Source organism: Waterburya agarophytonicola KI4, assembly GCF_020640915.1.
In the GTDB taxonomy this organism is placed as follows: Bacteria; Cyanobacteriota; Cyanobacteriia; order Cyanobacteriales; family Xenococcaceae; genus Waterburya; species Waterburya agarophytonicola.
On the sequence record NZ_JADWDC010000024.1, the window covers coordinates 30,406 to 53,303 of the forward strand.

Genomic DNA, 22,898 nt, shown 5'->3' on the forward strand with positions numbered 1-22,898 from the left:
GTTCGACAGATTCAGATTCCTGCTGGTTTTTCCATTCCTCTCTAAAATTCAACCATTCGTTTCCATCCGTTCCAGTGTAAATTAAATTTCCCGATTCATCTCTGAAGAAATATACCCCATTATATTTTCCGCCTCTTTTATCAGGGAAGTTGTCGCTCTCTTCTTCAAAACCAAGATAGTACTGAGAAGTATTTTCTGTGCCGTTCATAAACCAAGTAACTTATATATCAACATACAATAAACGTTTAAAGTAACTATTTACTGTCTATTATTGAAAATATAAAAGAAGTGTCAAAATGTAAAGTATATGATGATTTTGTTACATAAGAGATCGCCAAACCTTGATTGATTATTTAGTTGTTGCGGCTAAAAACTCTTCGATCTTCTTGGCTGCTTGACGAAGGGTTTCGGGATCTTTTACCAATGCAAAGCGTACGTATCCTTCTCCAGACTGTCCAAATCCCGCACCAGGAGAAGCTGCAACCCCCGTATGAGACACTAACTTGGTGCAGAAGTCAATTGAGTTATTTTGCCAAGGTTCTGGCAGTTTTGCCCAGATATACATGGTGGCTTCGGGAGATGGTACTTGCCAACCAATTTGATTTAAAGCTCGAATAAATACATCTCGACGATGCTTGAAAATAGTAACAGTTTCCGTAACAGATGTTTGCGAACCAGATAAAGCGGCGATCGCACCATCTAGAATACCGCGATATTGATTAAAATCTACTACCGCTTTTACTTTTCGTAAAGCTGCGATCAATTCTTGATTGCCGATAGCATAGCCAATACGAAACCCGCCCATGTTATAGGATTTGGACAGGGTAAAAAATTCGATGCTCAATTCTTTATGGATATCTGCTTGCAGAATTGAAGGTGCGGAATTAATTTCCCGATCAAAAACTAAATCTACATAAGGGAAATCATGAACTAAAACTAAGTTGTGTTCGCGACAAAAATCTACTGCTTGGTGAAAAAAATCTAGAGGTGCGATCGCCGTAGTAGGATTATGAGGATAACTTAATACCATCATTTTAGACTGGGCTAAGATTGCTGGGGGAATATCTCCTAAGACGGGTAAAAAGTCATGTTCTGCTAACAAAGTCATGGGATAAATTTCGCCTCCTGCTAAATAAACTCCCCCCGCGTGGGAAGGATAACCAGGATCGAGGAGTAAGGCGATATCTCCAGGGTTGAGAATTGCCAAGGGTAGGTGTGCAGTACCTTCTTGAGAACCAATTAGCTGCAAAACTTCAGTTTCAGGATCTACAGAAATACCAAATCTATCTCGATACCAATGAGCTGCTGCAACTCGAAAATCTTTTGTCCCAGCATGAAGCAAATAGCCATGAGTATCGGGATCTTGTAATGCTGTTTTGATGGGGGCGATCGTTGATGGGGCTACGGGTAGATCCGACGAACCCAGAGATAAATCAATGATTTCTTTTCCTGAATTTCGAGCATCCGTTTTTGCTCGATCCATATCAGCAAACACATTATGGGAAAGAGCTTTTAAGCGGTTGGCAAATTGCATCACTAGTTAGATTCGGTATTTTTGATTTAATAGATTTATCTATTTAACTTATCTAAACGTCACAAAATAATATGGCGATTAATAATTACATAGGATAGGATGAACCACGTTTATCTTAATCTGAATTAATTCATCTTTCCCTACGTTGATATTTTGCACTTCTGAAAAAAATTTAATATCCTAAAGTCGTCTTCAATCTAAATACCCTTTTCCTTTACCGCTTACTCTTTAACTTTAGGTTCTGATGATGAACACTAATCATAACTCCTCCACCTTGTCTGCACGAGATAATAAGTCGTTTGATCGTAGCGATCTCCCAGTTCAATCTTTAGCCTTAATTGAATCCTCAAATCAACTAGATCGTCCCACCCAAGAGCAGAAAAAGTCAATTGCGCTAATTTATACCGAACAAGCATTAGTTTACTGTCAAGAACACAATTGGCGTAAAGCAATTTTAGCTTGTAAAAATGCTTTAGAACTCGATCCCAATACTGCTGATGCTTATAAAATATTGGGTGACATTTTATATCGTCAGGGAAAAGAAGCCGAAGCATTAGGAGTTTATGCCAAAGCGTTAACTATCAATCCTAATTCAGCTACAGTTTACGCTAATTTAGGAACTTTGTATGCTGATCGCCAAGATTGGCACAAAGCTTTGGATTATTATCAACAGGCGATTATTCTCGATCCTAATGCGGCGATCGCCTATCGCAATTTGGCACAGGTTTGGGAAGAGTTGGGAGATACAGACCAAGCTTTGGAATGTCTTTGTCAAGCAATCAATCTCGACCCTTCTATTTTAGCAGCAGAAGATTATTTTGATTTTGGCAAAGAACTATATCAACAAGGAAAACTTAAAGAAGCCAGTATTTTGTACGTCCACGGAATCCAATTAAATCCCAAAGCAGAAGCAGAGTTAGGGCAGTTAGTCCAAATATTTGAAGAATTGTCAGAATGGCAACAGGCAGTAGTTTATTATCATCAATTAATATCTTTGCCCGAATCTAAAAGCGATCGCCAACAGAAATCTCAAGATTCTTTTGCATCTTGGACAAAGAATAAGCCGATTAGAAAATTGCTATCCAATTCTAAATCTAAATCTTCTGTCAACAAGATAGTGGCTAAAAATACCCAAAGTAATATTCCTTTTTTACCTCAAAATCTTGCCCAAGAATTAATTCCCAAGATTCAAGGGAAATCAATTAAAAGCAATTCTACTTCAGTCGATCAAACAACTCCAAATACAAGAGAAAAACTCCAGGAAAAACCAGATTCTCCTTTGTCTTGGAACAACTTAGGTAGTATCTATGCTCAAAAAAAACAGTGGACAAAAGCTATTAGTTGTTATCAAAAAGCTTTGGAATTAGAGCCTAATTTTGCCAAGAGCTATCGTAATTTAGCTAGAGTATATAGCAAAACAAAAGAACAACGAAAAGCGGTTCTTTGTTGGTATGAAGCCTTTGCTATCGAACCAAATATAGTCAAACCAGAAGAGTATTTTAGTTTGGCACAAAAGCTTTTACAATTTCAGCAACAAGATAAAGCGATCGCTTGTTTGCGTAGAACAATCGAATTAAAATCGGACTTTGAGGAAGCTCATTTGATTTTGAATAAGCTAGTAAATTAGTTATTAGTTATTGGTTATTATAACTGATGACCAATGACTAATAACTGCAAAAATTTATTTATCAAGCTGAGAACGCAATTCATCTAATTCCGCATCAATTACCGCGTCTTGAGGAGCAGTAGTAGAAGGTATATCCGCAGCCTCTAAAATGGGTGTTTCGGCTGAATTACCAGCTAATTGTGCTTTCATGGCTGCAAGTTCGTCATCAACGCCACTTCCTGCTTCTAGTGCTGCAAACTGTTGTTCGATTCCAGTACCGCCTAATTCCGCAGCAGTTTCCGATTCCGCCTCTATCTGCATTACCTTATCTTCCATGCGCTCAAATGCTCCCATTGCGCTGCTAGTACCAATGTTATTCATGGACTCCTGTAGCTGCTTCTGGGCTTTGGCTGCATTGGCGCGAGCCTTGAGCATATCTTTTTTAGTTTTTGCCTCAGAAATTTTGCTTTCTAAAGCGATTAGGTTACGTTTCAGGGTAACAACCTGATTGCTCTGCATATCTAGTTGGCTTTTCAAACTAGCCGCAGTATCGCTAAAAGATTTTTTACGAACTAATGCTTCACGAGCTAAGTTTTCATCTCCTTTCGATAAAGCTAACTGCGCTCTTTGTTGCCAACTATTAGCTTCCGATTGATTTTTATTATATTGTTGCTCGGTACGTTTTTGCGTAGCGATCGCTCTGGCTACAGCTTGGCGTAGCTGCACCAAATCTTCTTGCATATCGACTACGGCTTGTTCCAGAACTTTCTCTGGATCTTCGGCTTTGCTAACTAGATCGTTGATGTTAGCTCTAACAACTCGGCTAAGGCGATCGAATAATCCCATGATGAATGTATATCCTTTAATCGTTTACAAAAGAGTATAGGCTTGGCAGACTCCAGGATACTAAGCCCACCACAAATTGAATGTGACACATTCTCTAAGTGTACTGTCTATCCTTGAATAAAGTGTAGGTTCAAATCAAAAACAGCGATCGAATCTATAATCCTGCTAATCGATAAAAAACTAAATTAATTCTTAGTAATGCATTGTTTAGCCCCAGCTTAACTTATAATTTTAGGCAAAAAATCAACCATTCACCAATACACCAATAGCTTAATTAAACTAATGAGCAATAAAAAATATCTCGCGAGTTTGCATCGTGGAGTGAAAGATTGGAATAAGTGGAGAAAGAATAATTTAGGTACTTTACCCGATCTCAGCGGCATTAATTTAAGCGGTTGTACTTTAATTGGAATTGATTTTACGGGTATCAATCTTGTAGGGGCTAATTTAGTCAAAAGCAATTTTTGTGGGGCTAATTTTGACGGGGCTAACTTGACTGGGGCTAACTTGACTGGGGCTAACTTGAGTGGTGCAAGTTTGACTGGGGCTAACTTGACTGGGGCTAATTTAATTAAAGCTAATTACCGAAGTGCTGAACTTGTGGGAGCTAATCTAAGTTTGGCAAATCTGGCTTATGCCGATCTTAGAGCGATCGATTTTACAGCTGCTGAGTTAAGTAATGCTAATTTTAGTCAGGCTAATCTTAATGGTGCTGTTTTTAGAGGCGCAAAACTTACCCAATGTAATTTTGAATTAGCCCAGCTAGTTAGAGCAGATTTAACTGATGCTAATTTAGTTCGAGTTCGTTTTAATAAAGCAGATCTAACGGGGGCAAATCTAGATCGAGCAAATTTAACTGAGGCGAATTTACGCAAAGTCAATTTAACTGGAGCGAGTCTGTTTCAAGTCGATCTAACAAAAGCTAATTTAACAAAAGCTAATTTAACAGAAGCTAATTTGCTTAAATCCGATCTAACTCAAGCTTATTTGACAGGAGCAAATTTAACCAAAACGGATTTGGTTAGGGCTAATTTAACCCAAGCAGATTTAAGCCAAGCCAATTTAACTGAGGCTAATCTTTCAGGAGCTAATTTAGTAAAAACTCAAGCTTGGCTGGCTAATTTCGATCGCTCTATTCTGACGGGGGCGTGTATAGAAAATTTACAAATTGATGGTGACACTTCTTTTAATAAAGTTACTTGTCAATATCTTTATTTGAATTATTATCAAGAACAACGTATTCCCCAAAATCCCGAACATTGTTTAACTAGCGATCGCTTTAAAGCAATTTTAGATAATTTAATTGGTTCGGTTAACATGGTATTCGATGCCGACCTTAATTGGTCAATTTTCTTGACTACTTTTGAAAAGTTACAGTTGCGATATAAATCTCAAATAATTAAAATTCAATCGGTAGAAGTACTTTTAGATCGACGATTTTTAATCAAAATAAAAATTACGCCAGAATCGGAAATTGATGCTATTAAAAGTTATAATTCCGTTAAAAATTATTTTTGGCGTCAATATAATTTAGCTGCCTTGTCAGATAGCGATCTGGTTTCTAAAAGCCAGCAGCATCAAAGAAAATTAGAACAGCTAAATGTCTACAAGCAAAATTAAATTGGCTATGAATAAACCCCAGTCAAACGCAATTTATTGATTGTTAGTTACAGATTGCTTGAATTTCACCTTTAAAACTTGATTATCTTCGGTTTCTAGAACAGATCCATCGGGGTTTTCCAAAACAAATCCCCCATCGCGAATCATCGCCAGATCGTTACTAGCAGATTGTCCTGTAGTAGTCAGATAGTCGCCTATAAATATCGAATTAGCAGGATATAAACCCATTACCTGAAGCGATCGCAAGTGAACTTCTCTGCCCCCCGCAATTCTAATTTCTTGTTTGGGTAAGATAAATCTAAATAAACTTAAAATTCGTAAACAACGACGGGGATTTAATTGATTGATATCGGATAAAGGCGTACCAGCAATGGGAATGAGGAAGTTGATGGGAACGCTAGTCACATCTAAATCCCGCAGAGAATAAGCCAAATCGATAATATCATCATCGGTTTCATTCATCCCTAGAATCCCCCCAGAACAAGTAGTTATACCAGCTTTCTGGACGTTTTGCAGGGTGTTAACGCGATCGCGGAAGGTATGGGTACTACAAATGTTTTCGTGGTGGTTTTCCGAAGTATTTAGATTATGATTGACGCGATCAACTCCTATGGCTGCTAACTGTTGGGTTTGATCTTCGCTTAATAATCCCAGACAAGCACATATTTTCAAGTCATGTTTGGCTTTGACAGCCTTAAAAGCTTCGAGTACATTACCAAATACCGATTCCGATGGCGATCGCCCTGAAATTGCCATGCAAAACGTACCTGCTTTTAGATCTGCTGCGCGATCTGCTGCTGCGAGTATTCTATCTTGGGCGATTAAAGGATATTTTTCAATCTCTGCTGAGGATATTTTAGACTGAGAACAATAATTACAATCTTCGGGACATAAACCACTTTGGGCATTTAACAAAAAGTGCAGCCTGACGCGATTTGACCAATAGTGATGGCGTACTTTATAGGCTGCGTTGAGTTGTTCTAGCAATACTAAGTCTGGTGCTGATAAAATGCTTTTGGCTGTGGTGCGATCGATTAACTCTCCTGAAAGAGAAAGTTCTGCAATGGCATTATAGTCAATGGTAGTCATGGAGATCCCTTCTTTATCTACAGAGAACTTTATTGTTTTACCACGAAATAATCATTAATGATTGACTTTAATTGGTTGGTTGGCGCGATCTCGAATCGTCTCGGCGATCGCTTTTAACCAAGTTTCGGTAATCATTTCCTTTGATAGTTGAAATACGCAGTACCCGTATTGTTGTGCGAGGTTGAGTTTCTCGTAATCTCGCATCAAGCTTTTTCCTGTACTGTGTCCCCCTTTATGCCAGATTTGTCCGTTGATTTCGATCGCTACTTTGGCGGGAAAGTTAACATAATCGAACTTAAAACGACGTTGGGGAATCAGTCGTACTTCCGTGGCCAAGTCTAAGTCGGGAAACATATCCTCCCACAAGAGATCGAATTCAAATTCTAGGCTGCTGATACTCATCGGTTGGATCGGTCATTTTTTACCAAAGATAACCTTAATTAACTGTTTTGACCAACTTTCAGTCTTGAATAGTTAAACCAATTTCTTTTGTATTACGTACAAAGTATTTTATAATGAATGACTCGTGTAAAGGAAAAAAAAGATGAGTCTTAAAGAACAGATAGGAGAAGACATCAAAACAGCCATGAAGGCAAAGGACAAAATTCGCCTGCAAACAGTACGGGGTATCAAAAAAGCCATTCTCGATAAAGAAGTCGAATTGCGCCCCAAGGGTCAAGATAGTTTGACTCCAGAACAAGAAATAGAATTGCTATCTCAACAGGCAAAACAACGTCGCGATTCGATCGAGCAGTTTACCAATGCTGGTAGAGACGATTTAGCAGACAAAGAAAAACAAGAATTGGCGATTATCGAAACTTATTTGCCAGAACAAGTCAGTGATAGTGAAGTAGAAAGCATTATAGACCAAATTATTGCCGATTCTGGTGCATCTAGTCTCAAAGACTTAGGTAAAGTTATGGGTCCTGCCATGAAGCAACTCAAAGGAAAAGCAGACGGAAAAAAAATTCAAGAGTTGGTCAAAAACAAACTGGCTTAAGGCACACTGGCGTTAACAGGGAGACATCATGGTGCGATTCGTTGTCCTATCCCCCTATATATATAGGGGGATAGGACACATTTTTAAAGTAACCCATACTGGGTAGAGTTCGCACTTTTAAATCCTTTAGAAAGGATAACTTGTAGTTCTTCAATGTGAGGTGAATATCCTAGAAAGCCAATTCATTGCGACCATGTGCAGGTCGAAAAGCACAGAGCGTCCCCTTCGGTGACGAAGGTGAGAAGTTTCCCTTGTGTCTGGGATGACAACCCAGATGTAATCTGCGGGACTGAAAGCGGACAGAGCGATAATTGCTGAAAACGCCTAACCGCAAGCAAGAGTTCTATATCCGACCCTGGACTGAGATAATCTCAAGGAAAAGGACATCGTGGGAAGGAGATGCCAGTCCGTTTAACGGAAAATTGATTTATTGGAGTACCAGGATGGGACGAAATCCCGATATGCCCTATCGTAAAGCTTCACTGCTTAAGAGACAAAAAGGTATTTGTCCTTGGTGTTGCCTACGCTTCCGTGAAGGAGACTTGTTAGAAATTGACCATAAAATTCCTCGCGCCCTCGGTGGCAAAGATGAATACAAGAATCTACAACTTCTACACGGTCATTGCCATGACGATAAAACTGCTCTTGACTTGGAATCGATTAGGAATCAAAGATTCATGAAATACATGGAAAATGTCTACCAGACACTAGCAAAACACTGCTGGTGTTGGGACGAAAACGATTTACTAACTATTACCAGTTAAAGAATAGGATGTCCCATCTGACAATGGGAAATATGTTGAGTAGCCGAGTGATGGGAAACTATCATGCTCGGTTTCGGACGGGAGGGGTGTAGTGGCAACACTCACCTCGACCCTAATGGTAAACAGGTTCTAGAAAAGCAAAAGGAACTCAGAATACTAAAATCTCGTTCGGGTGCGTAACATCAGTTAATTAAGTTTTATTGGCGATCGCAAACTTTAAATATCAGACTAAGTTCGCGTTTTATATTCGCGAACTTTTTTTTGTTTTGTCCAAAGTCCAATTAGTCCTCACCCTATTCTTTACCGTCAATTTTATAGCCTGGATAAACCAATCAGAAAGGTTGGTTTAGTTGTACCAATACTAGTTTTAATTCAAGTATCTATGAAAATCAAAACTATAATTTTGGCAGTTCTACTCAGTTGGGGAATACCCTTGGCAGCTAAGGCAGAAAGTCAAGATAATTCCGACTACCAAGTATCTTGCCAGAGTCAATGCGATCGCTTTAAACTCAGTCAGAACAATACCTTTCCTCAAATAGCAGATAGTTATGATGGGGGACAAACACCCAGAGGGCGTTCTTTGAGAGGAAATCCATCGTTAACCAAACGGATCTACGCTGGAGGTACTTTAGGGATATTCTTTGTCAGCGAACTAGATGGCATTGAAATCATCGAACAAGATTTAGATATTGATGCGATCGATCCTAATACTGGATTTGGAGGGAGTCTTTTTGCAGGTTATAGATTCAGTCACATACTAGGTGCAGATCTAGAAGGTTATATTTTTGGTGGCGGGGCAGAACCAGAAGATTCAAATTTTTCCTCTGCTGGATTGTTTGTTAACCCCAGATTTTTCTTACCTTTAGGTAGCAATAGTCTAAAAGCCCCCTATTTATTTGCAAGTCCTGGAGTAGGTATAGTGGGAATTGGTTTTGGGGAGGAAATTGACGATATTACTGAAGATCCAGATACTGCCTTTGCTTTTCAGCTAAAAGCAGGTGCTGGCTTGCCGATATCCGAATCTTTTGATGTTATTGGTCAGATTAGATACGTTAATGCTCAAAATATTTATCGAGAGGAAAATGGAGAAGACAGTAATTTAAGCACCGTTGGTTTGGAAGTCGGATTAAATTTCAAAATTTAACTACTCAAAACAAATATTTCCACACTGTTCCTTCAACAAACAAAAAAAATATTTTTATTTGATCGATCGCACGCCCTAACTATTGTTCGTCGACTGCCCATCTGTCCGAGTATTACGATTATTGTTCAGAACTCGAAAAAATAATAAACATAGTATTCTGGGCTACAAAAGCTCAGGATCTATACAGGAAAATAGTTAGATCGGTATATGTTGCTCCCAAGGACATTTAAGCAAACGATAAAATAATAAAACTCTAAAACACCTTGGCAGCTTTGGTTCAAAGGATATTGTCCTCAAATAGCTTCCTCTATATAAAGCGATCGCTTCTAAACAATTATGAACGATGCCAGTTATCTCAATCCAAAATTCGATTTTACCTATACAGATCCCGATCGAGACTCCCAACTTATTAACCAACTAGGCTTTATTCCTGGTTTAAAAGAGTTTTTGATGATTCGACAGGTACACGCTCTAGAACACGCTACTGTTTGGATGTTAAGCGACATCACAGGCTTAAGTAAAGCTAAATTGTCTACTAGCTATTTGTCCGCAGACAATGAGAATATTGGCGGACTATCTACAGAAAAAGGATTTTATATTTATGGTGATATTAATTCTCTTCGGCTAACAAGAGCAGTAAAGTCGGCTTTAACTCGTTTGCAAAAAGGCGAATGGAATCTGGCGTTGCACCCTCGTTGTGGAACAAATTCCTCCGTCGCGATGCTTTTAACAGCAGGGATGGCGATGACAGCACATTTAACTCTTCCGCGATCGCCAGTTCATCAATTTATGGGGATGGGGTTGGCAACTTTGGCTGCAAATTATCTTGCTCCCGATCTTGGTATTTACGTTCAAAAATATATTACTACTTCAATTCCTTTCAATTTAGAGCTAAAAAAAATTACCAAAATAATTGATAAATCTGGCGACTGTAGTTATTTTGTCCGATTGGATTGGGTTTGAACAGTTATTTATGGATGAGGTTGCAGTGATTAAAAAATACTGCTACAAAAAGTTAACCGACAAGCGATCAACAAGCGATCGTCAACCCTACCGAAGCCCCAACAACTAGCAAGTAAAGTTTTCAGATGAATCGTTAAATGATAATCTTGAAGGTGGCAAATTTTTATATTCTTTTTAGGATTTTACCTGCCATATAAAACAGCTAACCACCAAGTAGATATTTAAAAAATGGTAGCCACCACAGATAAAACAACAACTGGTAAAATTACGCAAATTATTGGGCCCGTACTCGATGCCGAGTTTCCTAGCGGCAAAATGCCCAAGATTTATAATGCTTTAAAAGTACAAGGCAAAAATCCTGCGGGACAAGACGTTTCTGTCACTTGCGAAGTGCAACAACTACTTGGTGATAACCAGGTTCGTGCTGTTGCGATGAGTGGTACTGACGGATTAGTCCGAGGCATGGACATTGAAGATCTAGGAAAACCTATCAGCGTTCCTGTAGGAAAAGCAACACTAGGTAGAATCTTCAACGTATTAGGAGAAACTGTTGATAACAAAGGCCCTGTTAATACAGATGAAACTTTCCCTATTCACCGACCTGCTCCTAAACTAACCGATCTAGAGACTGCACCTAAAGTGTTTGAAACTGGTATCAAGGTTGTAGACTTACTTACCCCCTATCGTCAGGGTGGAAAAATTGGTCTATTCGGCGGTGCTGGTGTTGGTAAGACCGTTATTATGATGGAATTGATCAACAACATTGCTATTCAACACGGTGGTGTATCCGTGTTTGGTGGTGTGGGGGAACGTACTCGTGAAGGTAATGACCTTTACAACGAAATGATCGAATCCAACGTAATTAACGCTGACAACCCAGAAGAGTCGAAAATCGCTCTGGTATACGGTCAGATGAACGAGCCACCTGGAGCTAGAATGCGCGTTGGTCTATCAGCCTTGACTATGGCTGAATACTTCCGCGACGTTAACAAGCAAGACGTATTGTTATTTATTGATAATATTTTCCGCTTTGTACAGGCGGGTTCTGAAGTATCTGCACTGCTAGGTCGTATGCCTTCTGCGGTAGGATATCAGCCTACTCTTGGTACTGACATGGGTGATTTACAAGAGCGTATTACTTCGACCAAAGAAGGTTCTATTACTTCTATCCAAGCTGTATATGTACCTGCGGATGACTTAACTGACCCCGCACCTGCCACAACTTTTGCTCACTTAGACGGAACTACAGTGTTGTCCCGTGCTTTGGCTTCCAAAGGTATTTATCCTGCGGTCGATCCTCTAGATTCTACAAGTACTATGCTTCAACCAAGTATTGTAGGTGAAGAACATTACAATACTGCTCGTGCGGTTCAATCTACTCTACAGCGTTATAAAGAACTTCAAGATATTATTGCAATTCTTGGTTTAGATGAACTTTCTGAAGACGATAGAATTGCTGTAGACCGCGCTCGTAAGATTGAACGTTTCTTGTCTCAGCCTTTCTTTGTTGCTGAAGTATTTACAGGTTCTCCTGGTAAATATGTATCTTTGGAACAAACCATCAAAGGTTTCCAAATGATTCTTGGAGGCGAACTGGACGACCTACCAGAACAAGCTTTCTATCTTGTTGGCGACATCGAAGAAGCTAAAGCTAAAGCTGAAAAAATCAAAGCTGCTAATTAATCGGTAAACAGTTTGCAGTAAGCAGTGACCAGTGAACTGCTTACTGTTTTCTATTATCTATTTACTGGTGAATGATAAACGATCAATGATAAATGGTAAATGATAAATGGCGTTAAACGTAAAAGTAATTACTCCTGGGAAAACTGTCTGGGATGATAATGTAGAAGAAATTATTCTTCCTAGCACTACTGGACAACTAGGCATTCTTGGCGGTCACGCACCTTTGCTAACTGCACTAGAAGTTGGTGTAATGCGCGTTCGTCCCAGTAAAGAATGGAAAAATATTGCTGTAATGGGTGGTTTTGCTGAAGTTGAAAATGATGAGATTAAAATCTTAGTCAACGGGGCAGAATTGGGAGATGATATCGACCAAGAGGCTGCTCGCAGTGCATATCAAGAGGCTCAAACTCGTTTTCAGAAAGTAGAAAATAGTGAAGACCGCCAAGAAAAAATTCAGGCTGAAACCTCTATGAAGAAAGCAAGAGCGCGCTTTCAAGCTTCTGGAGGAACGGTTTAAAAAACAAGGATAAAAGAAATAAGAACTAATTTTCTTTACATTTCTAGTAATTCATTGTCTATTTCTTTGAATAAGAAATTTATGAAAAAAGGGCAGAAAAACGTTATGTTTGACCTCTGCCCTCTTTTTTGTTTGTATTTGTATGTCCGACCGCAGTTGAGCTTTTGAAGCGATATATTTTAAAAGCCAACTCTCAAATAACTTTAGCTTAGAGCTTAAAGCCGATCCCAAAAGATACCACTACCCATAAGCTTCAAGCTACTAATTAGTTTGTTCCAGTAAACACAATGTTGGGGAACTTAGTTTGTGCTTGGGTCATAGGAGTACTTTTCCCTCTTTCTGTCCAGAAATTGATGACCTCTGTAGCTTGGTTGAGGATGTCAATACTTTCTGCTTCTTCAATCCAATGCTTTGCTTCCAATTCGTCTTTTAGTTGTTGCCAAGCGTCGTTACGAGGCCAAAAGTAATATGCTGTTAAAGGGCTAGTGCCTTTGCCAACTACTTGATCTACTGCGATCGCAACATTTTTATCTAACCACAAAACTTTTAATTTAAACCTTGATTCTGACTCCAATACAAGCCTCCAATAATTATATTAAGAAATATTTTACATAATTAACCAACCCTAATTATACATTAAACATTTATCATTAAACATTAAAGATCGAAGGAATAGAGAGATCGAAAAGCTATTTCACACTAAGCACATTCAAATATGAAAGCAATTATTATTTTTGATATTGACGGGGTAATTAGGGATGTAGGCAATTCCTATCGAAAAGCGATCTCCGACACCGTAGAACACTTCACAGATAGCGGTTGGCGACCAACTATGGAAGACTTAGATAACCTCAAATCTGAGGGAATTTGGAATAATGATTGGGAAGCATCGCAAGAGTTAGTCTATCGTTATTTTGAAGCGATGGATAAAACTCGCGAGGAAGTTGGATTAGATTACGATCACATTGTAGAATTTTTTCAAAAGCGTTATCGTGGCAAAAATCCCCAACTGTTTGATGGTTATATTGCCGACGAGCCTTTATTAGTATCTCCTAGTTATTTCGAGCAATTAGTAGCTAATAACATTGCTTATGGTTTTTTTAGTGGTGCTACCAGAGGTTCGGCTGAATTCACGATTAAACATCGCTTGAAGTTAGATAATCCTGTTTTAGTGGCGATGGAAGATGCCCCTAGCAAACCAAATCCCCAAGGAATGTTTGATGCAATATCTCAAATAAAATCTACTCCTGGTAATATTCCCGTGTTTTATTTGGGGGATACCGTAGCCGATATGTATACGGTAGCTAAAGCAAAAGAAGTAAAACCAGAACGCAATTGGGTTGGTGTAGGAATTTTACCCCCTCACGTGCAACTCTCTCAAACAAGGCAAGATGACTACGCTCAAAAACTGATGGAAGCTGGTGCAGAGATTGTCTTGAGTAATGTAGAAAAACTAGATTTGCAATTGATTGCAGATTTAATTAAATAGTTCTTTATTCCGTTCCTTAGTTTGGCGATCGCTATAGCCCTTTCCTGCACAAAAAGAACAAGTTTCCGTGCGCTGTATTTCCCCCGCACAGTCTCTAATTTCGGTATATCCTTTTCCTTCGCATTGATAACAAAGTTCTTGTTTGGTTTTCTTTGGCGATCGCTCTAATGTCATGTTTTTGATTTGATAACTGATAACTATTAATATCCATGTTCGGCTAGAAAAGATAAACTAATATCTTCTGGCGCAGAAGAAGTAGGCAGACGATGGGAAACCAAGCGATCGACATATTTACCCAAGATATCGCTTTCAAGATTGACTAGATTTCCTGCTTGCAAACAGCTTAAATTAGTCGAACTATAGGTATGAGGAATTACGGCTGCGGTAAACCAACTACTATCGGCAGCGCATTCAGCAATGGTCAAACTAATACCATTAACGGCAATACTCCCTTTAGAAACCAAATAGCGACCTATTCTATCTTGCCACTGTTCGCTCATTCCAGCGGGGGTGCCAAAACGGATCTCCCAAGAAGTAGCGGTAGAAATCGCTTCTATTAGACAGCCAATACCATCAATATGTCCCGTAACAAAGTGTCCGCCAATCTTGCTTCCCATCCGCAAAGAAGTTTCCAGATTGACGTATTTAGCAGCGCGATCGCGATCACCCAAACTAGTCCTTGCTAAAGTTTCGGGGGAAGTAGTAGCAATAAAACCTCTTGCCAAAATAGTTTCTACGGTCAAACAAACGCCATCAACGGCTACGCTATCTCCAATTGCCAAATCAGCTAAAATTGCCTTAGCACGATCGCCCATAATCGAAATCTCAAAAGCATCCTGGTTATAACTGTCGATCAAACCCAAACACTGTATCAAACCTGTAAACATTATTTTAAATTGTGTAACTTTAAATAACTTAACTATGATTTTTTTCTGAATACTACGGGCAACGGAAAAAAACTGAGGCATACTATGACTAAACATTAGCATTTAGAACGTGCCGTTCTAATTCTGTAACCAAAAATTAGGGTTGCAAGACACAAAAAATATATTTAGCTTTAAGGGTAGATACATTGAATAGGTTTTGCAATCTATGCCGATCTACTGCTCTTAACTGCTGCTAATCTTAATTACTTCAGAGGCTATATCTATGATTGAAATGAAAGTTGCGGGCATTGTTTTAAATGCTGCTAGTCGCAGTCCAATGATTCTGCTAAAAGACAGTTTAGAGCGTAGAGCCTTACCGATTTTTATTGGACAAGACCAAGCTGACGCTATCATTAAAGCTTTAGAGGGAAATCGTCCATCCCGCCCTCTGACTCATGATTTGGTGGCTCATATTTTCGATGACTGCGATATCAAATTAGAGAAAGTCATTATTCACTCTCTGACTGATGATATTTTTTACGCCGTACTTTGTATTGAATCCCACGGAGTAAAAAAAGAAATTGATTGTCGTCCTAGCGATGCTGTAGCGATCGCTTTGCGTACTGATAGTCCTATTTGGGTATTGGAGGAAGTTATCGCCGATGCTTCTATTCCTGTAGATCGGGATGCAGATGATGCGGAAAGACAAGCCTTTAAACAATTTGTTTCTAGTTTGAGTCCAGAGACATTAATCAAAAAAGGTGGTTATAAAGAAAAGCATTGAGATCGCTCTTGAATGTATCGCTTATGTTTGAGAAGTTATGCGTCACAGAAGGTTTGGTAAAACCAATCTTAATTTATCGGTGTTTTCTTTGGGGACAATGCGTTGTTTGGATTCTCCCCAAACCACCCAAAATACTATTGCCAAAGCGATCTCTTTAGGCATTAATCATTTAGAAACTGCTAGAGGTTATGGTCAAAGCGAAAGCTATTTAGGACAGGCATTACAAGATCTTGCTATTCCTCGCCAAGAGATTTACATCACTACCAAGTTGTCTCCTAGTTTAAATCCTCTAGAAATGAGCCAGAGGATCGATCAATCTTTAGCTAGATTGCAAGTTAACTACATTGACTGTCTGGCAATTCATGGCATTAATACTTGGAAGCATTTAGAAGCGATCGCTAACCCCAACGGTTGTCTCGCATCAATACAAACCGCGATCAATCAAGGTAAAATAAGACACTTAGGCTTTTCAACCCACGGTAGCCTAGATTTGATAACCGCCGCAATTGAGACAGATTTATTTGAATTTATTAATCTACACTATTATTATTTTTTCCAACGCAATCAGAAAGCGATCGCTTTAGCAGCAGAAAAGGATATGGGAATATTTATTATTTCTCCTGCTGACAAAGGAGGTAAGCTATATAGTCCTCCAAAAAAGCTACAAGAATTATGCAGTCCTTTTACCCCTTTAGAATTAAATTATCGTTTCTTATTAAGCGATTCTCGTATTACCACTTTGAGTGTAGGTGCTGCTATCCCAGAAGAATTAATCGCACCATTAAAAATAAGTAATGCCGATCGTCCTCTAACAGAGCAAGAAACAACCATCTTTAACAAGCTCGAACAACAATTAGAAACAACTCTTTCTACAGATCTTTGTCGTCAGTGTCATCAATGTCTTCCTTGTCCCGAAACAATTAATATTCCCGAAATTCTCAGACTGCGTAACTTGGCTATTGCCTATGAAATGGAAGATTACGGACAATATCGCTACAGAATGTTAGAAAATGCTGGGCATTGGTTTCCAGGCAAAAAAGGCGATAAATGCACTGACTGTGGAGACTGTTTGCCACGCTGTCCAGAAAACTTACCCATTCCTGCTTTACTTAGAGACACCCATCAACGGCTTAAAGGTAAGCAACGTCGTAGATTATGGGAATAATTAAGAATTGGGATTTTGATAGACACCATAATTGGTTATAAAAAAGTAGCTACAAAATTTCTTTCAAACGTATTCAAATCAATTAATACAAGTAGAAACAGTAAAAATACGATCGACAATAATACTGAGGACAAAAACACTTCAAAAAGTTAGAAATGTTATTAGTAATCATTATACTGGCATAATTACTCAATTTTTAAATATAAATTGTCGTTAGTTAAATGGTTCTTCAGTTAAATAAAGTAAAAATATTTTTACTTAGAGTTTACTTAATACTTAATGATCTCTACTAACTCTATCCAAAATCTCAGCAATTCTCCCGTACCAAAACTAGAACTAAATGCTTCCCGCCAGTTCACTGCTTGGCTCTTTGAACAGCATTTATCCCTAACCTTTTCTACCTACCAAGGGGGGAAAATCTTTTTTATTGGTTTGCAACCCAGTGGCAAACTATCCGTATTTGAACGCACCTTTGAGCGATGTATGGGTTTACACGCTACCGAAAACACGATCTGGTTGAGTTCTCTTTATCAGATGTGGCGATTAGACAATATCCTCGATCCAGGGCAACAGCAAGATGGTTACGACTGTCTCTATGTCCCCCAAATGAGCTATATCACGGGAGATTTAGATATTCACGACTTGGCTCTCAACAATCAACAGCAGCCTATCTTTGTAAATACTCTGTTTAACTGTCTGGCGACAGTAAGCCCCAGCCATAGTTTTCAGCCATTGTGGAAACCGCCCTTTATTTCTCGCCTAGCAGCAGAAGATCGCTGTCATCTCAACGGTATGGCAATGGTAGAAGGTAAGCCGAAATACGTTACCGCAGTCTCCCAAAGCGATGTGGTTGATGGTTGGCGAGATAAACGCACTAATAGCGGTTGTGTCATTGATGTGGAAACTAACGAGATTGTAGTTACAGGTTTATCCATGCCCCACTCTCCTCGGTGGTATCAGGGTAAGCTTTGGCTACTTAATTCAGGTACGGGGGAATTAGGTTATGGAGATCTTCAGACAAGTACATTTGTTCCTGTATCCTTTTGTCCTGGCTATTTGCGGGGGCTAGCCTTTGCAGGAGATTACGCCATTGTGGGCTTATCTAAACCCAGAGACAACAAAACCTTTACGGGTTTACCTCTAGACGAAAGACTCCAAGAGAAAGATGTTGCTCCTCGTTGTGGCTTGATAGTCATTGATTTGCGGACGGGGGACTGCGTTCATTCTTTGCAGATTGAAGGGGTAGTGGAAGAACTTTATGACGTAGCGGTAATTCCCCAGCGTCGCTGTCCTATGGTGATCGGCATTAAAAGCGATGAGATTCGGCGAATTTTAAGAATCACTGAATAAACAAATACTATTTATTAACAAAACTGGTATAACTCAACTCGTTAATTTTATTCCATTCTGAAATAGCGGAACGGAATTGATTCCATTGGTCGTATACCTTCTTAAAGGCAGAACTCTTAGCCGACTGTTCGGCATAATAGCTCTCTGCGGCTTCTTTCCCTGCTTGCAATACTTCTGGGGGATATGCCACTAGTTTCGTACCACTATCAGTTAAACTCTTTAAAGCCTTTCGATTCAAAGCATCGTATTTAGAAAGCATATTTAGATTAGCTTCCATCGCTGCGGTTTTGAATATTTCTTGATACTCTACAGGTAATTTCTCCCACTGAGATTTATTAACCTGCACTTCCAAAGTAGGGCCAGGTTCCCACCAGCCAGGATAATAATAATAGGATGCTGCTTTATTTAAGCCTAGCTTTTGGTCGTCATAAGGGCCTACCCATTCTGCTGCGTCAATTGCACCCCTTTCTAAAGCTAGATATATTTCTCCTCCTGGTATTACCTGTACGTTCACCCCCAGACGAGACATAACTTCGCCTCCCAAGCCAGGAATACGCATTTTTAAACCTTTGAGGTCTTGTAGAGATTTGATTTCTTTCTTAAACCAGCCTCCCATTTGCGCCCCTGTATTACCCGCAGGGAAATTAATTATATTAAAATCGCTGTAGAGTTCGTGCATTGCTGCCAAACCGCCACCATGATAGTACCAAGCATTTTGCTGTTGGGCAGTTAGACCAAAAGGAACGCTCGTACCAAAAGCTAAGGCGGGGTTTTTGCCCACATAATAATAGCTAGCAGTATGCCCGCATTCGGCAGTACCATTTTGTACTGCATCTAGCACTTCTAAACCAGGAACAATTTCCCCCGCAGCATAGAATTCGATGGAAAAACGTCCTCCAGTCATAGCAGAAACGCGATCGCAGACTGTTTGCGCCCCACCATAAATGGTATCTAAGGATTTTGGCCAACTCGTGACCATGCGCCATTTTATCTGGGGTAAATCGCTTCCCCCGATGCTAGGATCGCTGTTAGCGCGATCGGTTCGATCGCAAGCTACTAAGATAGTGCTGGTGGTTGCTGCAATTGCCAAGCGATCGATTAATTGTCTGCGTTTCATAGTTATTAATAACTAATATAAAATTGAGAGAAGAATAAATCAATTAAGGTAGATATTCTACTACTTTTTCTAAAAGTTCATCCGCATCAACAGTTTTCTTTAAAAAATCTGTCGATCCTACCATCTTGGCTCTAATGCGATCGACGATCCCACTATTGCTAGTTAGAAAAATAATTGGTGTTGTATCAAATTCTGAATATTTGCGTAGTTGAGCGCAGAGATCATAGCCGCTAATTTGAGGCATGACAACATCCAAGAAAATTAGATCGGGCTTGCGAGCCAGTAAAGTCGCCACAGCTTCTGTCGGATCGTTAATCGCTACAAAACGATAGCCAGCAATACTAATAATTTGCTCCATCATATGGGAGATCATTAAGCTATCATCAACACAAGCAATTAAAGGACGACTTCCATCTTCGTAAATTCCATTAGAAGAGGTAAGTAATTCCAATAAATCGGGAACCCCCACCAAACCAAAAATTCCCGACTGAATATAAGGTAGTAAAGAGCAAACAACTTGTATAGGAGATGTTTTGAGTTGTACGGACAAGTCTCTTAATGTTCTGTTGCCATTAAGCAATTTACACAAACTTTGATAGGCTGAAATTGAAGTTTTTTTCTGTAGTTCTTTGGGTTGCAAAATGACAGGAGCTAAATCTGGCTGTCTATCCGCTACGGCAGCTTCTTCCCAAGTTTGCCAAACCTGTTGATTGAGATTAATTAATTCTTTTGCTTCAATTGGCTCAATTTTAGGGGCAAGAATATTATTTTGATTGAGTCGACAAATTACCTGTTTTGCTTGGGTCAAATCAAAGAATATTTCGCTCAAAACAAATAGTACTGCGTTACTTCCTTGTTGAGGAGTAATAATTTGTTGTTCTACCCAATGAGATAATTGTTCGTATTCCCAAATATTGTTGCTAAGATCGGCATCTCGTTCGGTCAATTCTTCTTGGAGAGTAGATAATTGAAAAGGTATTTGAGGTAAATTTGTAATCAGATTTCTTTGCCAGCGACGAATAGGATGAATTCCTCCCGTACCATAGACTATCCCCCCTAAATAAAGGTAAAGATGCCATTCATTACCTTGTATGGGATCGGTAAAAGTTAGTTGACCGCTAATCTGTGATTCCTGTAACGATGTAAATAGTTTAATCTGTTTGGGGGCGGTAAATTCTCTAACGATTAAATTATCAGAAGTCTTATTGGCATTCATTGTTTTATGCCCCTTTGTTGTAGAAGATTAATAATTTTAGCGTTGGCTTGAGGAAATTGATATTGATTCATTAGAAATGGATCTACCCACTGGATTTCTTCACATTCTATTGGTTGTGGTTTTCCCCTGATATACTGGCACAGATGAACGTATAGGGTCACTGTAAAAGTTTGATAGTCATGAGTGATAGTTGTCAAGCGATCGCTTACTGTTATCTCGATATCCAATTCTTCTTTTATTTCTCGCTCGATACACTCTTCTACCGTTTCTCCTGGTTCAATTTTTCCTCCAGGAAATTCCCAAAGTCCCCCCATTTCTCCATCTGATTTTCTACGATCTATCAGAATTTTCCCTTTAGGGTTACTAATTACAGCTACCCCAATTTTCTTATGTGCTTTTGGAGATGAAATTCCTGACATAGTTTAAATATAATAATAATCAAAATTTAATTTATATTAGAGCTTTTTAATAAAAAACAAAGCAACCCTTATATTATCTCGATAGAGGTTGCTTCCATTATTGTTCTATATTCTAATTTACGGTTAATATTTCTAACTATCTATTTGAGTTGCTAGTAGCGATTCTTCAAAAGCCATTCGCTGTTCAGCGTTACGCAAAAAGTATCCGCTTATCATTGCTGATGCCAATAAACGTCCTAAGTTTTCTCGGTTGGTGTTGATAGAAACATCAAAATTGTCGCTAGGAAGATTTCCCAGTAAGCCAATAATATTGTGTTCGATCGCCTGGAAAACCTCTTGAGATTCGGGCTGAGAAAGTTGAGCGATGGTTTCTGGACTCAAAGATTGTACGTACTGCCATAGTGCGTTGCCATCAATATTTTTCTTAAAAGTGTTTTGCGGACTGCTTTCGCTTTTCACTCTTCCACCTCTTTTGATCTGGTTTTGGAATTTTTTCTTTGAGTTATTGAAGTTTGCTTCAACCAATCTCTCCCCTATTTAACCATTTCTTACTTAATTGACAGTTACGTAGAACCGAACTAAAGTCAGAGAGTTTTCCGATCTCATAAGCTGCCAATTAATTACTAGCTTGCCAAATATTCGCGAATTGTGGTCTTGCGCTTGCGCAATTTAGATAGTGCTTCTCTTTCGATCTGTCGGACTCTTTCTCGGCTGATACTCAAGCATTCACCAATTTTAGCCAAAGTCATGGGTTTGCCATCAGCTAGTCCAAACCTCAGACAGATAACTTCTCTTTGTTGAGGAGTTAGATCTGCCATGAGTTTCTCCAAGTCTCTTTTGAGAGAAGATGAAGTGGCGTAATCTTCAGGAGATTGACCCGTATCTTCCAGCATATCCCCTAGTTCGGTGTCGTTGTTGTCTCCCACTCTGACATCTAGGGAAATTGGCTGGCGAGACTTTTCTAGGTAGTCTCGTACTTGTTTGGTAGTTAGGTCTAGCTCAACAGCTAGTTCGGCTATAGTAGCAGTACGACCTTTCTTTTGGGCTAACTGTCTTTGAGCCTTTTTAATTTTGTTTAGTTTTTCGGTAATGTGAATTGGCAGACGAATAGTGCGTCCTTTTTCAGCGATCGCTCTGGTGATTGCTTGACGAATCCACCAGTAGGCATAAGTACTAAAACGATATCCTTTAGTAGGATCGAATTTTTCGACCCCTCGCTGCATCCCAATTGTTCCTTCTTGAATCAAGTCCAAAAGGTCTAGGTTTCGCTTGAGATATTTTTTGGCTACCGAAACTACCAGGCGTAAATTAGCTTCTACCATTTTACGTTTGGCTGAATCTCCTGCTTCCAAAATCGTTTCAATCTCTTTTGTTGAAAGATTAGCTTCCTGCGCCCACTGTTGCAGAGTAGGTTCTATACCTAATTTTTCAGCTAACTCTTCTTTGATTTTGGTTATAGCGATCGCCTTTTGAACTCTTTTGGAATAAAGAATTTCTTCCTCGTGGGTTAGCAGAGGAACGCGACCTATTTCTTTAAGATAGCTTCTAACTAAATCGTTAGATTTTTGTGCTGTTTTCATGACGCGATTTGCTGACTGAGTTGAATGGAGTAAGAATGAAATTCTCTAATTTTTGGTTATTTTGGGTGTTTGGCTAGAAAAACTCAATTTGCAGATTGGGAGAAAATTGATGAGACTTTATATTGTTTTTTGTTACAAAAAATACG

Annotated in this window: 24 protein-coding genes and 1 pseudogene; 12 read left to right on the forward strand and 13 right to left on the reverse strand. The window is 39.2% G+C overall.

The window, feature by feature from the left end; translation table 11 throughout:
- Together I4641_RS11235 and I4641_RS11240 are read right to left on the reverse strand one after the other, a co-directional pair.
- Positions 1-208: hypothetical protein (locus I4641_RS11235; RefSeq protein WP_229640616.1), on the reverse strand; the 208-nt coding region annotated here is incomplete at its 3' end.
- A gap of 141 nt (positions 209-349) precedes the next feature.
- The gene (locus I4641_RS11240; protein WP_229640617.1) at positions 350-1,534 is read right to left on the reverse strand and encodes an LL-diaminopimelate aminotransferase; all 1,185 of its coding nucleotides are present in this window, start codon (positions 1,532-1,534) and stop codon (positions 350-352) included.
- A gap of 244 nt (positions 1,535-1,778) precedes the next feature.
- Here I4641_RS11240 and I4641_RS11245 point away from each other — a divergent pair, with 244 nt between their 5' ends.
- Entirely contained in the window at positions 1,779-3,161 is a 1,383-nt protein-coding gene (locus I4641_RS11245; RefSeq protein WP_229640618.1) for a tetratricopeptide repeat protein, read from the forward strand.
- 54 nt (positions 3,162-3,215) lie between these two features.
- On the opposite strand, the gene I4641_RS11250 is transcribed toward I4641_RS11245, so the two are convergent.
- Positions 3,216-3,986, reverse strand: a complete 771-nt coding sequence (locus tag I4641_RS11250; protein WP_229640619.1) for a PspA/IM30 family protein — start codon at positions 3,984-3,986, stop codon at positions 3,216-3,218.
- Between the two features lie 282 nt (positions 3,987-4,268).
- Between I4641_RS11250 and I4641_RS11255 the strand changes: the two genes are divergently transcribed.
- Positions 4,269-5,606: a pentapeptide repeat-containing protein gene (locus I4641_RS11255; protein WP_229640620.1), complete on the forward strand. Its 1,338-nt coding sequence runs from the start codon at positions 4,269-4,271 to the stop codon at positions 5,604-5,606.
- Positions 5,607-5,639: 33 nt separating this feature from the next.
- Here I4641_RS11255 and bioB read toward each other — a convergent pair whose 3' ends face one another.
- Both bioB and I4641_RS11265 read right to left on the reverse strand, forming a co-directional pair.
- Positions 5,640-6,695, reverse strand: a complete 1,056-nt coding sequence (gene bioB / locus I4641_RS11260; protein ID WP_229640621.1) for a biotin synthase BioB — start codon at positions 6,693-6,695, stop codon at positions 5,640-5,642.
- Positions 6,696-6,749: 54 nt separating this feature from the next.
- On the reverse strand, positions 6,750-7,097 hold the full coding sequence (locus I4641_RS11265) for a hypothetical protein (RefSeq protein ID WP_229640622.1): 348 nt from the start codon (positions 7,095-7,097) through the stop codon (positions 6,750-6,752).
- A 142-nt stretch (positions 7,098-7,239) separates the two neighbouring features.
- On the opposite strand from I4641_RS11265, the gene I4641_RS11270 reads away from it, so the two are divergent.
- The 6 genes and pseudogenes from I4641_RS11270 to atpC all read left to right on the forward strand — a co-directional run bounded on the left by I4641_RS11270 (position 7,240) and on the right by atpC (position 12,766).
- Positions 7,240-7,695: a GatB/YqeY domain-containing protein gene (locus tag I4641_RS11270; RefSeq protein ID WP_229640623.1), complete on the forward strand. Its 456-nt coding sequence runs from the start codon at positions 7,240-7,242 to the stop codon at positions 7,693-7,695.
- Positions 7,696-8,087: 392 nt separating this feature from the next.
- A pseudogene (locus I4641_RS11275) lies at positions 8,088-8,459 on the forward strand (HNH endonuclease); the annotation flags it as partial.
- Between the two features lie 382 nt (positions 8,460-8,841).
- A complete protein-coding gene (locus I4641_RS11280) occupies positions 8,842-9,603 on the forward strand; it encodes an outer membrane beta-barrel protein (protein WP_229640625.1) in 762 nt (253 codons plus the stop codon).
- 336 nt (positions 9,604-9,939) lie between these two features.
- The gene (locus tag I4641_RS11285) at positions 9,940-10,566 is read left to right on the forward strand and encodes a DUF6391 domain-containing protein (protein ID WP_229640626.1); all 627 of its coding nucleotides are present in this window, start codon (positions 9,940-9,942) and stop codon (positions 10,564-10,566) included.
- 228 nt (positions 10,567-10,794) lie between these two features.
- Positions 10,795-12,249, forward strand: a complete 1,455-nt coding sequence (atpD, locus tag I4641_RS11290; protein ID WP_229640627.1) for a F0F1 ATP synthase subunit beta — start codon at positions 10,795-10,797, stop codon at positions 12,247-12,249.
- 106 nt (positions 12,250-12,355) lie between these two features.
- A complete protein-coding gene (atpC, locus tag I4641_RS11295) occupies positions 12,356-12,766 on the forward strand; it encodes an ATP synthase F1 subunit epsilon (RefSeq protein ID WP_229640628.1) in 411 nt (136 codons plus the stop codon).
- 265 nt (positions 12,767-13,031) lie between these two features.
- On the opposite strand, the gene I4641_RS11300 is transcribed toward atpC, so the two are convergent.
- Positions 13,032-13,340 (reverse strand): 30S ribosomal protein PSRP-3, encoded by a 309-nt coding sequence (locus I4641_RS11300; RefSeq protein ID WP_229640629.1) that lies wholly within the window; start codon positions 13,338-13,340, stop codon positions 13,032-13,034.
- A 141-nt stretch (positions 13,341-13,481) separates the two neighbouring features.
- On the opposite strand from I4641_RS11300, the gene I4641_RS11305 reads away from it, so the two are divergent.
- Positions 13,482-14,255, forward strand: a complete 774-nt coding sequence (locus I4641_RS11305; RefSeq protein ID WP_229640630.1) for a TIGR01548 family HAD-type hydrolase — start codon at positions 13,482-13,484, stop codon at positions 14,253-14,255.
- On the opposite strand, the gene I4641_RS11310 is transcribed toward I4641_RS11305, so the two are convergent.
- Both I4641_RS11310 and ribE read right to left on the reverse strand, forming a co-directional pair.
- A complete protein-coding gene (locus I4641_RS11310; RefSeq protein ID WP_229640631.1) occupies positions 14,244-14,429 on the reverse strand; it encodes a hypothetical protein in 186 nt (61 codons plus the stop codon). The genes I4641_RS11305 and I4641_RS11310 overlap by 12 nt on opposite strands.
- A 26-nt stretch (positions 14,430-14,455) precedes the next feature.
- On the reverse strand, positions 14,456-15,142 hold the full coding sequence (gene ribE / locus I4641_RS11315) for a riboflavin synthase (RefSeq protein WP_229640632.1): 687 nt from the start codon (positions 15,140-15,142) through the stop codon (positions 14,456-14,458).
- Between the two features lie 262 nt (positions 15,143-15,404).
- Between ribE and I4641_RS11320 the strand changes: the two genes are divergently transcribed.
- The 3 genes from I4641_RS11320 to I4641_RS11330 all read left to right on the forward strand — a co-directional run bounded on the left by I4641_RS11320 (position 15,405) and on the right by I4641_RS11330 (position 18,420).
- Positions 15,405-15,905, forward strand: a complete 501-nt coding sequence (locus I4641_RS11320; protein ID WP_229640633.1) for a bifunctional nuclease family protein — start codon at positions 15,405-15,407, stop codon at positions 15,903-15,905.
- A 37-nt stretch (positions 15,906-15,942) separates the two neighbouring features.
- Positions 15,943-17,070: an aldo/keto reductase gene (locus I4641_RS11325; protein WP_229640634.1), complete on the forward strand. Its 1,128-nt coding sequence runs from the start codon at positions 15,943-15,945 to the stop codon at positions 17,068-17,070.
- A gap of 279 nt (positions 17,071-17,349) precedes the next feature.
- Complete coding sequence (locus tag I4641_RS11330) at positions 17,350-18,420, forward strand: TIGR03032 family protein (protein WP_229640635.1); 1,071 nt, start codon at positions 17,350-17,352, stop codon at positions 18,418-18,420.
- Positions 18,421-18,427: 7 nt separating this feature from the next.
- On the opposite strand, the gene I4641_RS11335 is transcribed toward I4641_RS11330, so the two are convergent.
- From I4641_RS11335 to I4641_RS11355, 5 genes are all read right to left on the reverse strand, one after another.
- A complete protein-coding gene (locus I4641_RS11335) occupies positions 18,428-19,537 on the reverse strand; it encodes a TRAP transporter substrate-binding protein (RefSeq protein WP_229640636.1) in 1,110 nt (369 codons plus the stop codon).
- A gap of 43 nt (positions 19,538-19,580) precedes the next feature.
- Positions 19,581-20,753 (reverse strand): response regulator, encoded by a 1,173-nt coding sequence (locus tag I4641_RS11340; protein ID WP_229640637.1) that lies wholly within the window; start codon positions 20,751-20,753, stop codon positions 19,581-19,583.
- Positions 20,750-21,172 carry an 8-oxo-dGTP diphosphatase MutT gene (mutT, locus tag I4641_RS11345; RefSeq protein WP_229640638.1) on the reverse strand — a complete coding sequence of 141 codons (423 nt, stop codon included), beginning with the start codon at positions 21,170-21,172 and terminating at the stop codon, positions 20,750-20,752. The genes I4641_RS11340 and mutT overlap by 4 nt, the downstream gene beginning before the upstream one ends.
- A 132-nt stretch (positions 21,173-21,304) precedes the next feature.
- Positions 21,305-21,631, reverse strand: coding sequence for a DUF760 domain-containing protein (locus I4641_RS11350; RefSeq protein ID WP_229640639.1), 327 nt, complete (start codon positions 21,629-21,631; stop codon positions 21,305-21,307).
- 164 nt (positions 21,632-21,795) lie between these two features.
- The gene (locus tag I4641_RS11355; RefSeq protein ID WP_229640640.1) at positions 21,796-22,752 is read right to left on the reverse strand and encodes an RNA polymerase sigma factor, RpoD/SigA family; all 957 of its coding nucleotides are present in this window, start codon (positions 22,750-22,752) and stop codon (positions 21,796-21,798) included.
- Between the last annotated feature and the right edge of the window lie 146 nt (positions 22,753-22,898).

What these genes read in the sequence shown, in the direction of transcription:
- I4641_RS11240 (WP_229640617.1), bottom strand. Translation starts at nt 1,534, where the DNA reads ATGCAATTTGCCAACCGCTTAAAAGCTCTTTCCCATAATGTGTTTGCT.
- I4641_RS11245 (WP_229640618.1), top strand. Translation starts at nt 1,779, where the DNA reads ATGATGAACACTAATCATAACTCCTCCACCTTGTCTGCACGAGATAAT.
- I4641_RS11250 (WP_229640619.1), bottom strand. Translation starts at nt 3,986, where the DNA reads ATGGGATTATTCGATCGCCTTAGCCGAGTTGTTAGAGCTAACATCAAC.
- I4641_RS11255 (WP_229640620.1), top strand. Translation starts at nt 4,269, where the DNA reads ATGAGCAATAAAAAATATCTCGCGAGTTTGCATCGTGGAGTGAAAGAT.
- bioB (WP_229640621.1), bottom strand. Translation starts at nt 6,695, where the DNA reads ATGACTACCATTGACTATAATGCCATTGCAGAACTTTCTCTTTCAGGA.
- I4641_RS11265 (WP_229640622.1), bottom strand. Translation starts at nt 7,097, where the DNA reads ATGAGTATCAGCAGCCTAGAATTTGAATTCGATCTCTTGTGGGAGGAT.
- I4641_RS11270 (WP_229640623.1), top strand. Translation starts at nt 7,240, where the DNA reads ATGAGTCTTAAAGAACAGATAGGAGAAGACATCAAAACAGCCATGAAG.
- I4641_RS11280 (WP_229640625.1), top strand. Translation starts at nt 8,842, where the DNA reads ATGAAAATCAAAACTATAATTTTGGCAGTTCTACTCAGTTGGGGAATA.
- I4641_RS11285 (WP_229640626.1), top strand. Translation starts at nt 9,940, where the DNA reads ATGAACGATGCCAGTTATCTCAATCCAAAATTCGATTTTACCTATACA.
- atpD (WP_229640627.1), top strand. Translation starts at nt 10,795, where the DNA reads ATGGTAGCCACCACAGATAAAACAACAACTGGTAAAATTACGCAAATT.
- atpC (WP_229640628.1), top strand. Translation starts at nt 12,356, where the DNA reads ATGGCGTTAAACGTAAAAGTAATTACTCCTGGGAAAACTGTCTGGGAT.
- I4641_RS11305 (WP_229640630.1), top strand. Translation starts at nt 13,482, where the DNA reads ATGAAAGCAATTATTATTTTTGATATTGACGGGGTAATTAGGGATGTA.
- I4641_RS11310 (WP_229640631.1), bottom strand. Translation starts at nt 14,429, where the DNA reads ATGACATTAGAGCGATCGCCAAAGAAAACCAAACAAGAACTTTGTTAT.
- ribE (WP_229640632.1), bottom strand. Translation starts at nt 15,142, where the DNA reads ATGTTTACAGGTTTGATACAGTGTTTGGGTTTGATCGACAGTTATAAC.
- I4641_RS11320 (WP_229640633.1), top strand. Translation starts at nt 15,405, where the DNA reads ATGATTGAAATGAAAGTTGCGGGCATTGTTTTAAATGCTGCTAGTCGC.
- I4641_RS11325 (WP_229640634.1), top strand. Translation starts at nt 15,943, where the DNA reads ATGCGTCACAGAAGGTTTGGTAAAACCAATCTTAATTTATCGGTGTTT.
- I4641_RS11330 (WP_229640635.1), top strand. Translation starts at nt 17,350, where the DNA reads ATGATCTCTACTAACTCTATCCAAAATCTCAGCAATTCTCCCGTACCA.
- I4641_RS11335 (WP_229640636.1), bottom strand. Translation starts at nt 19,537, where the DNA reads ATGAAACGCAGACAATTAATCGATCGCTTGGCAATTGCAGCAACCACC.
- I4641_RS11340 (WP_229640637.1), bottom strand. Translation starts at nt 20,753, where the DNA reads ATGAATGCCAATAAGACTTCTGATAATTTAATCGTTAGAGAATTTACC.
- mutT (WP_229640638.1), bottom strand. Translation starts at nt 21,172, where the DNA reads ATGTCAGGAATTTCATCTCCAAAAGCACATAAGAAAATTGGGGTAGCT.
- I4641_RS11355 (WP_229640640.1), bottom strand. Translation starts at nt 22,752, where the DNA reads ATGAAAACAGCACAAAAATCTAACGATTTAGTTAGAAGCTATCTTAAA.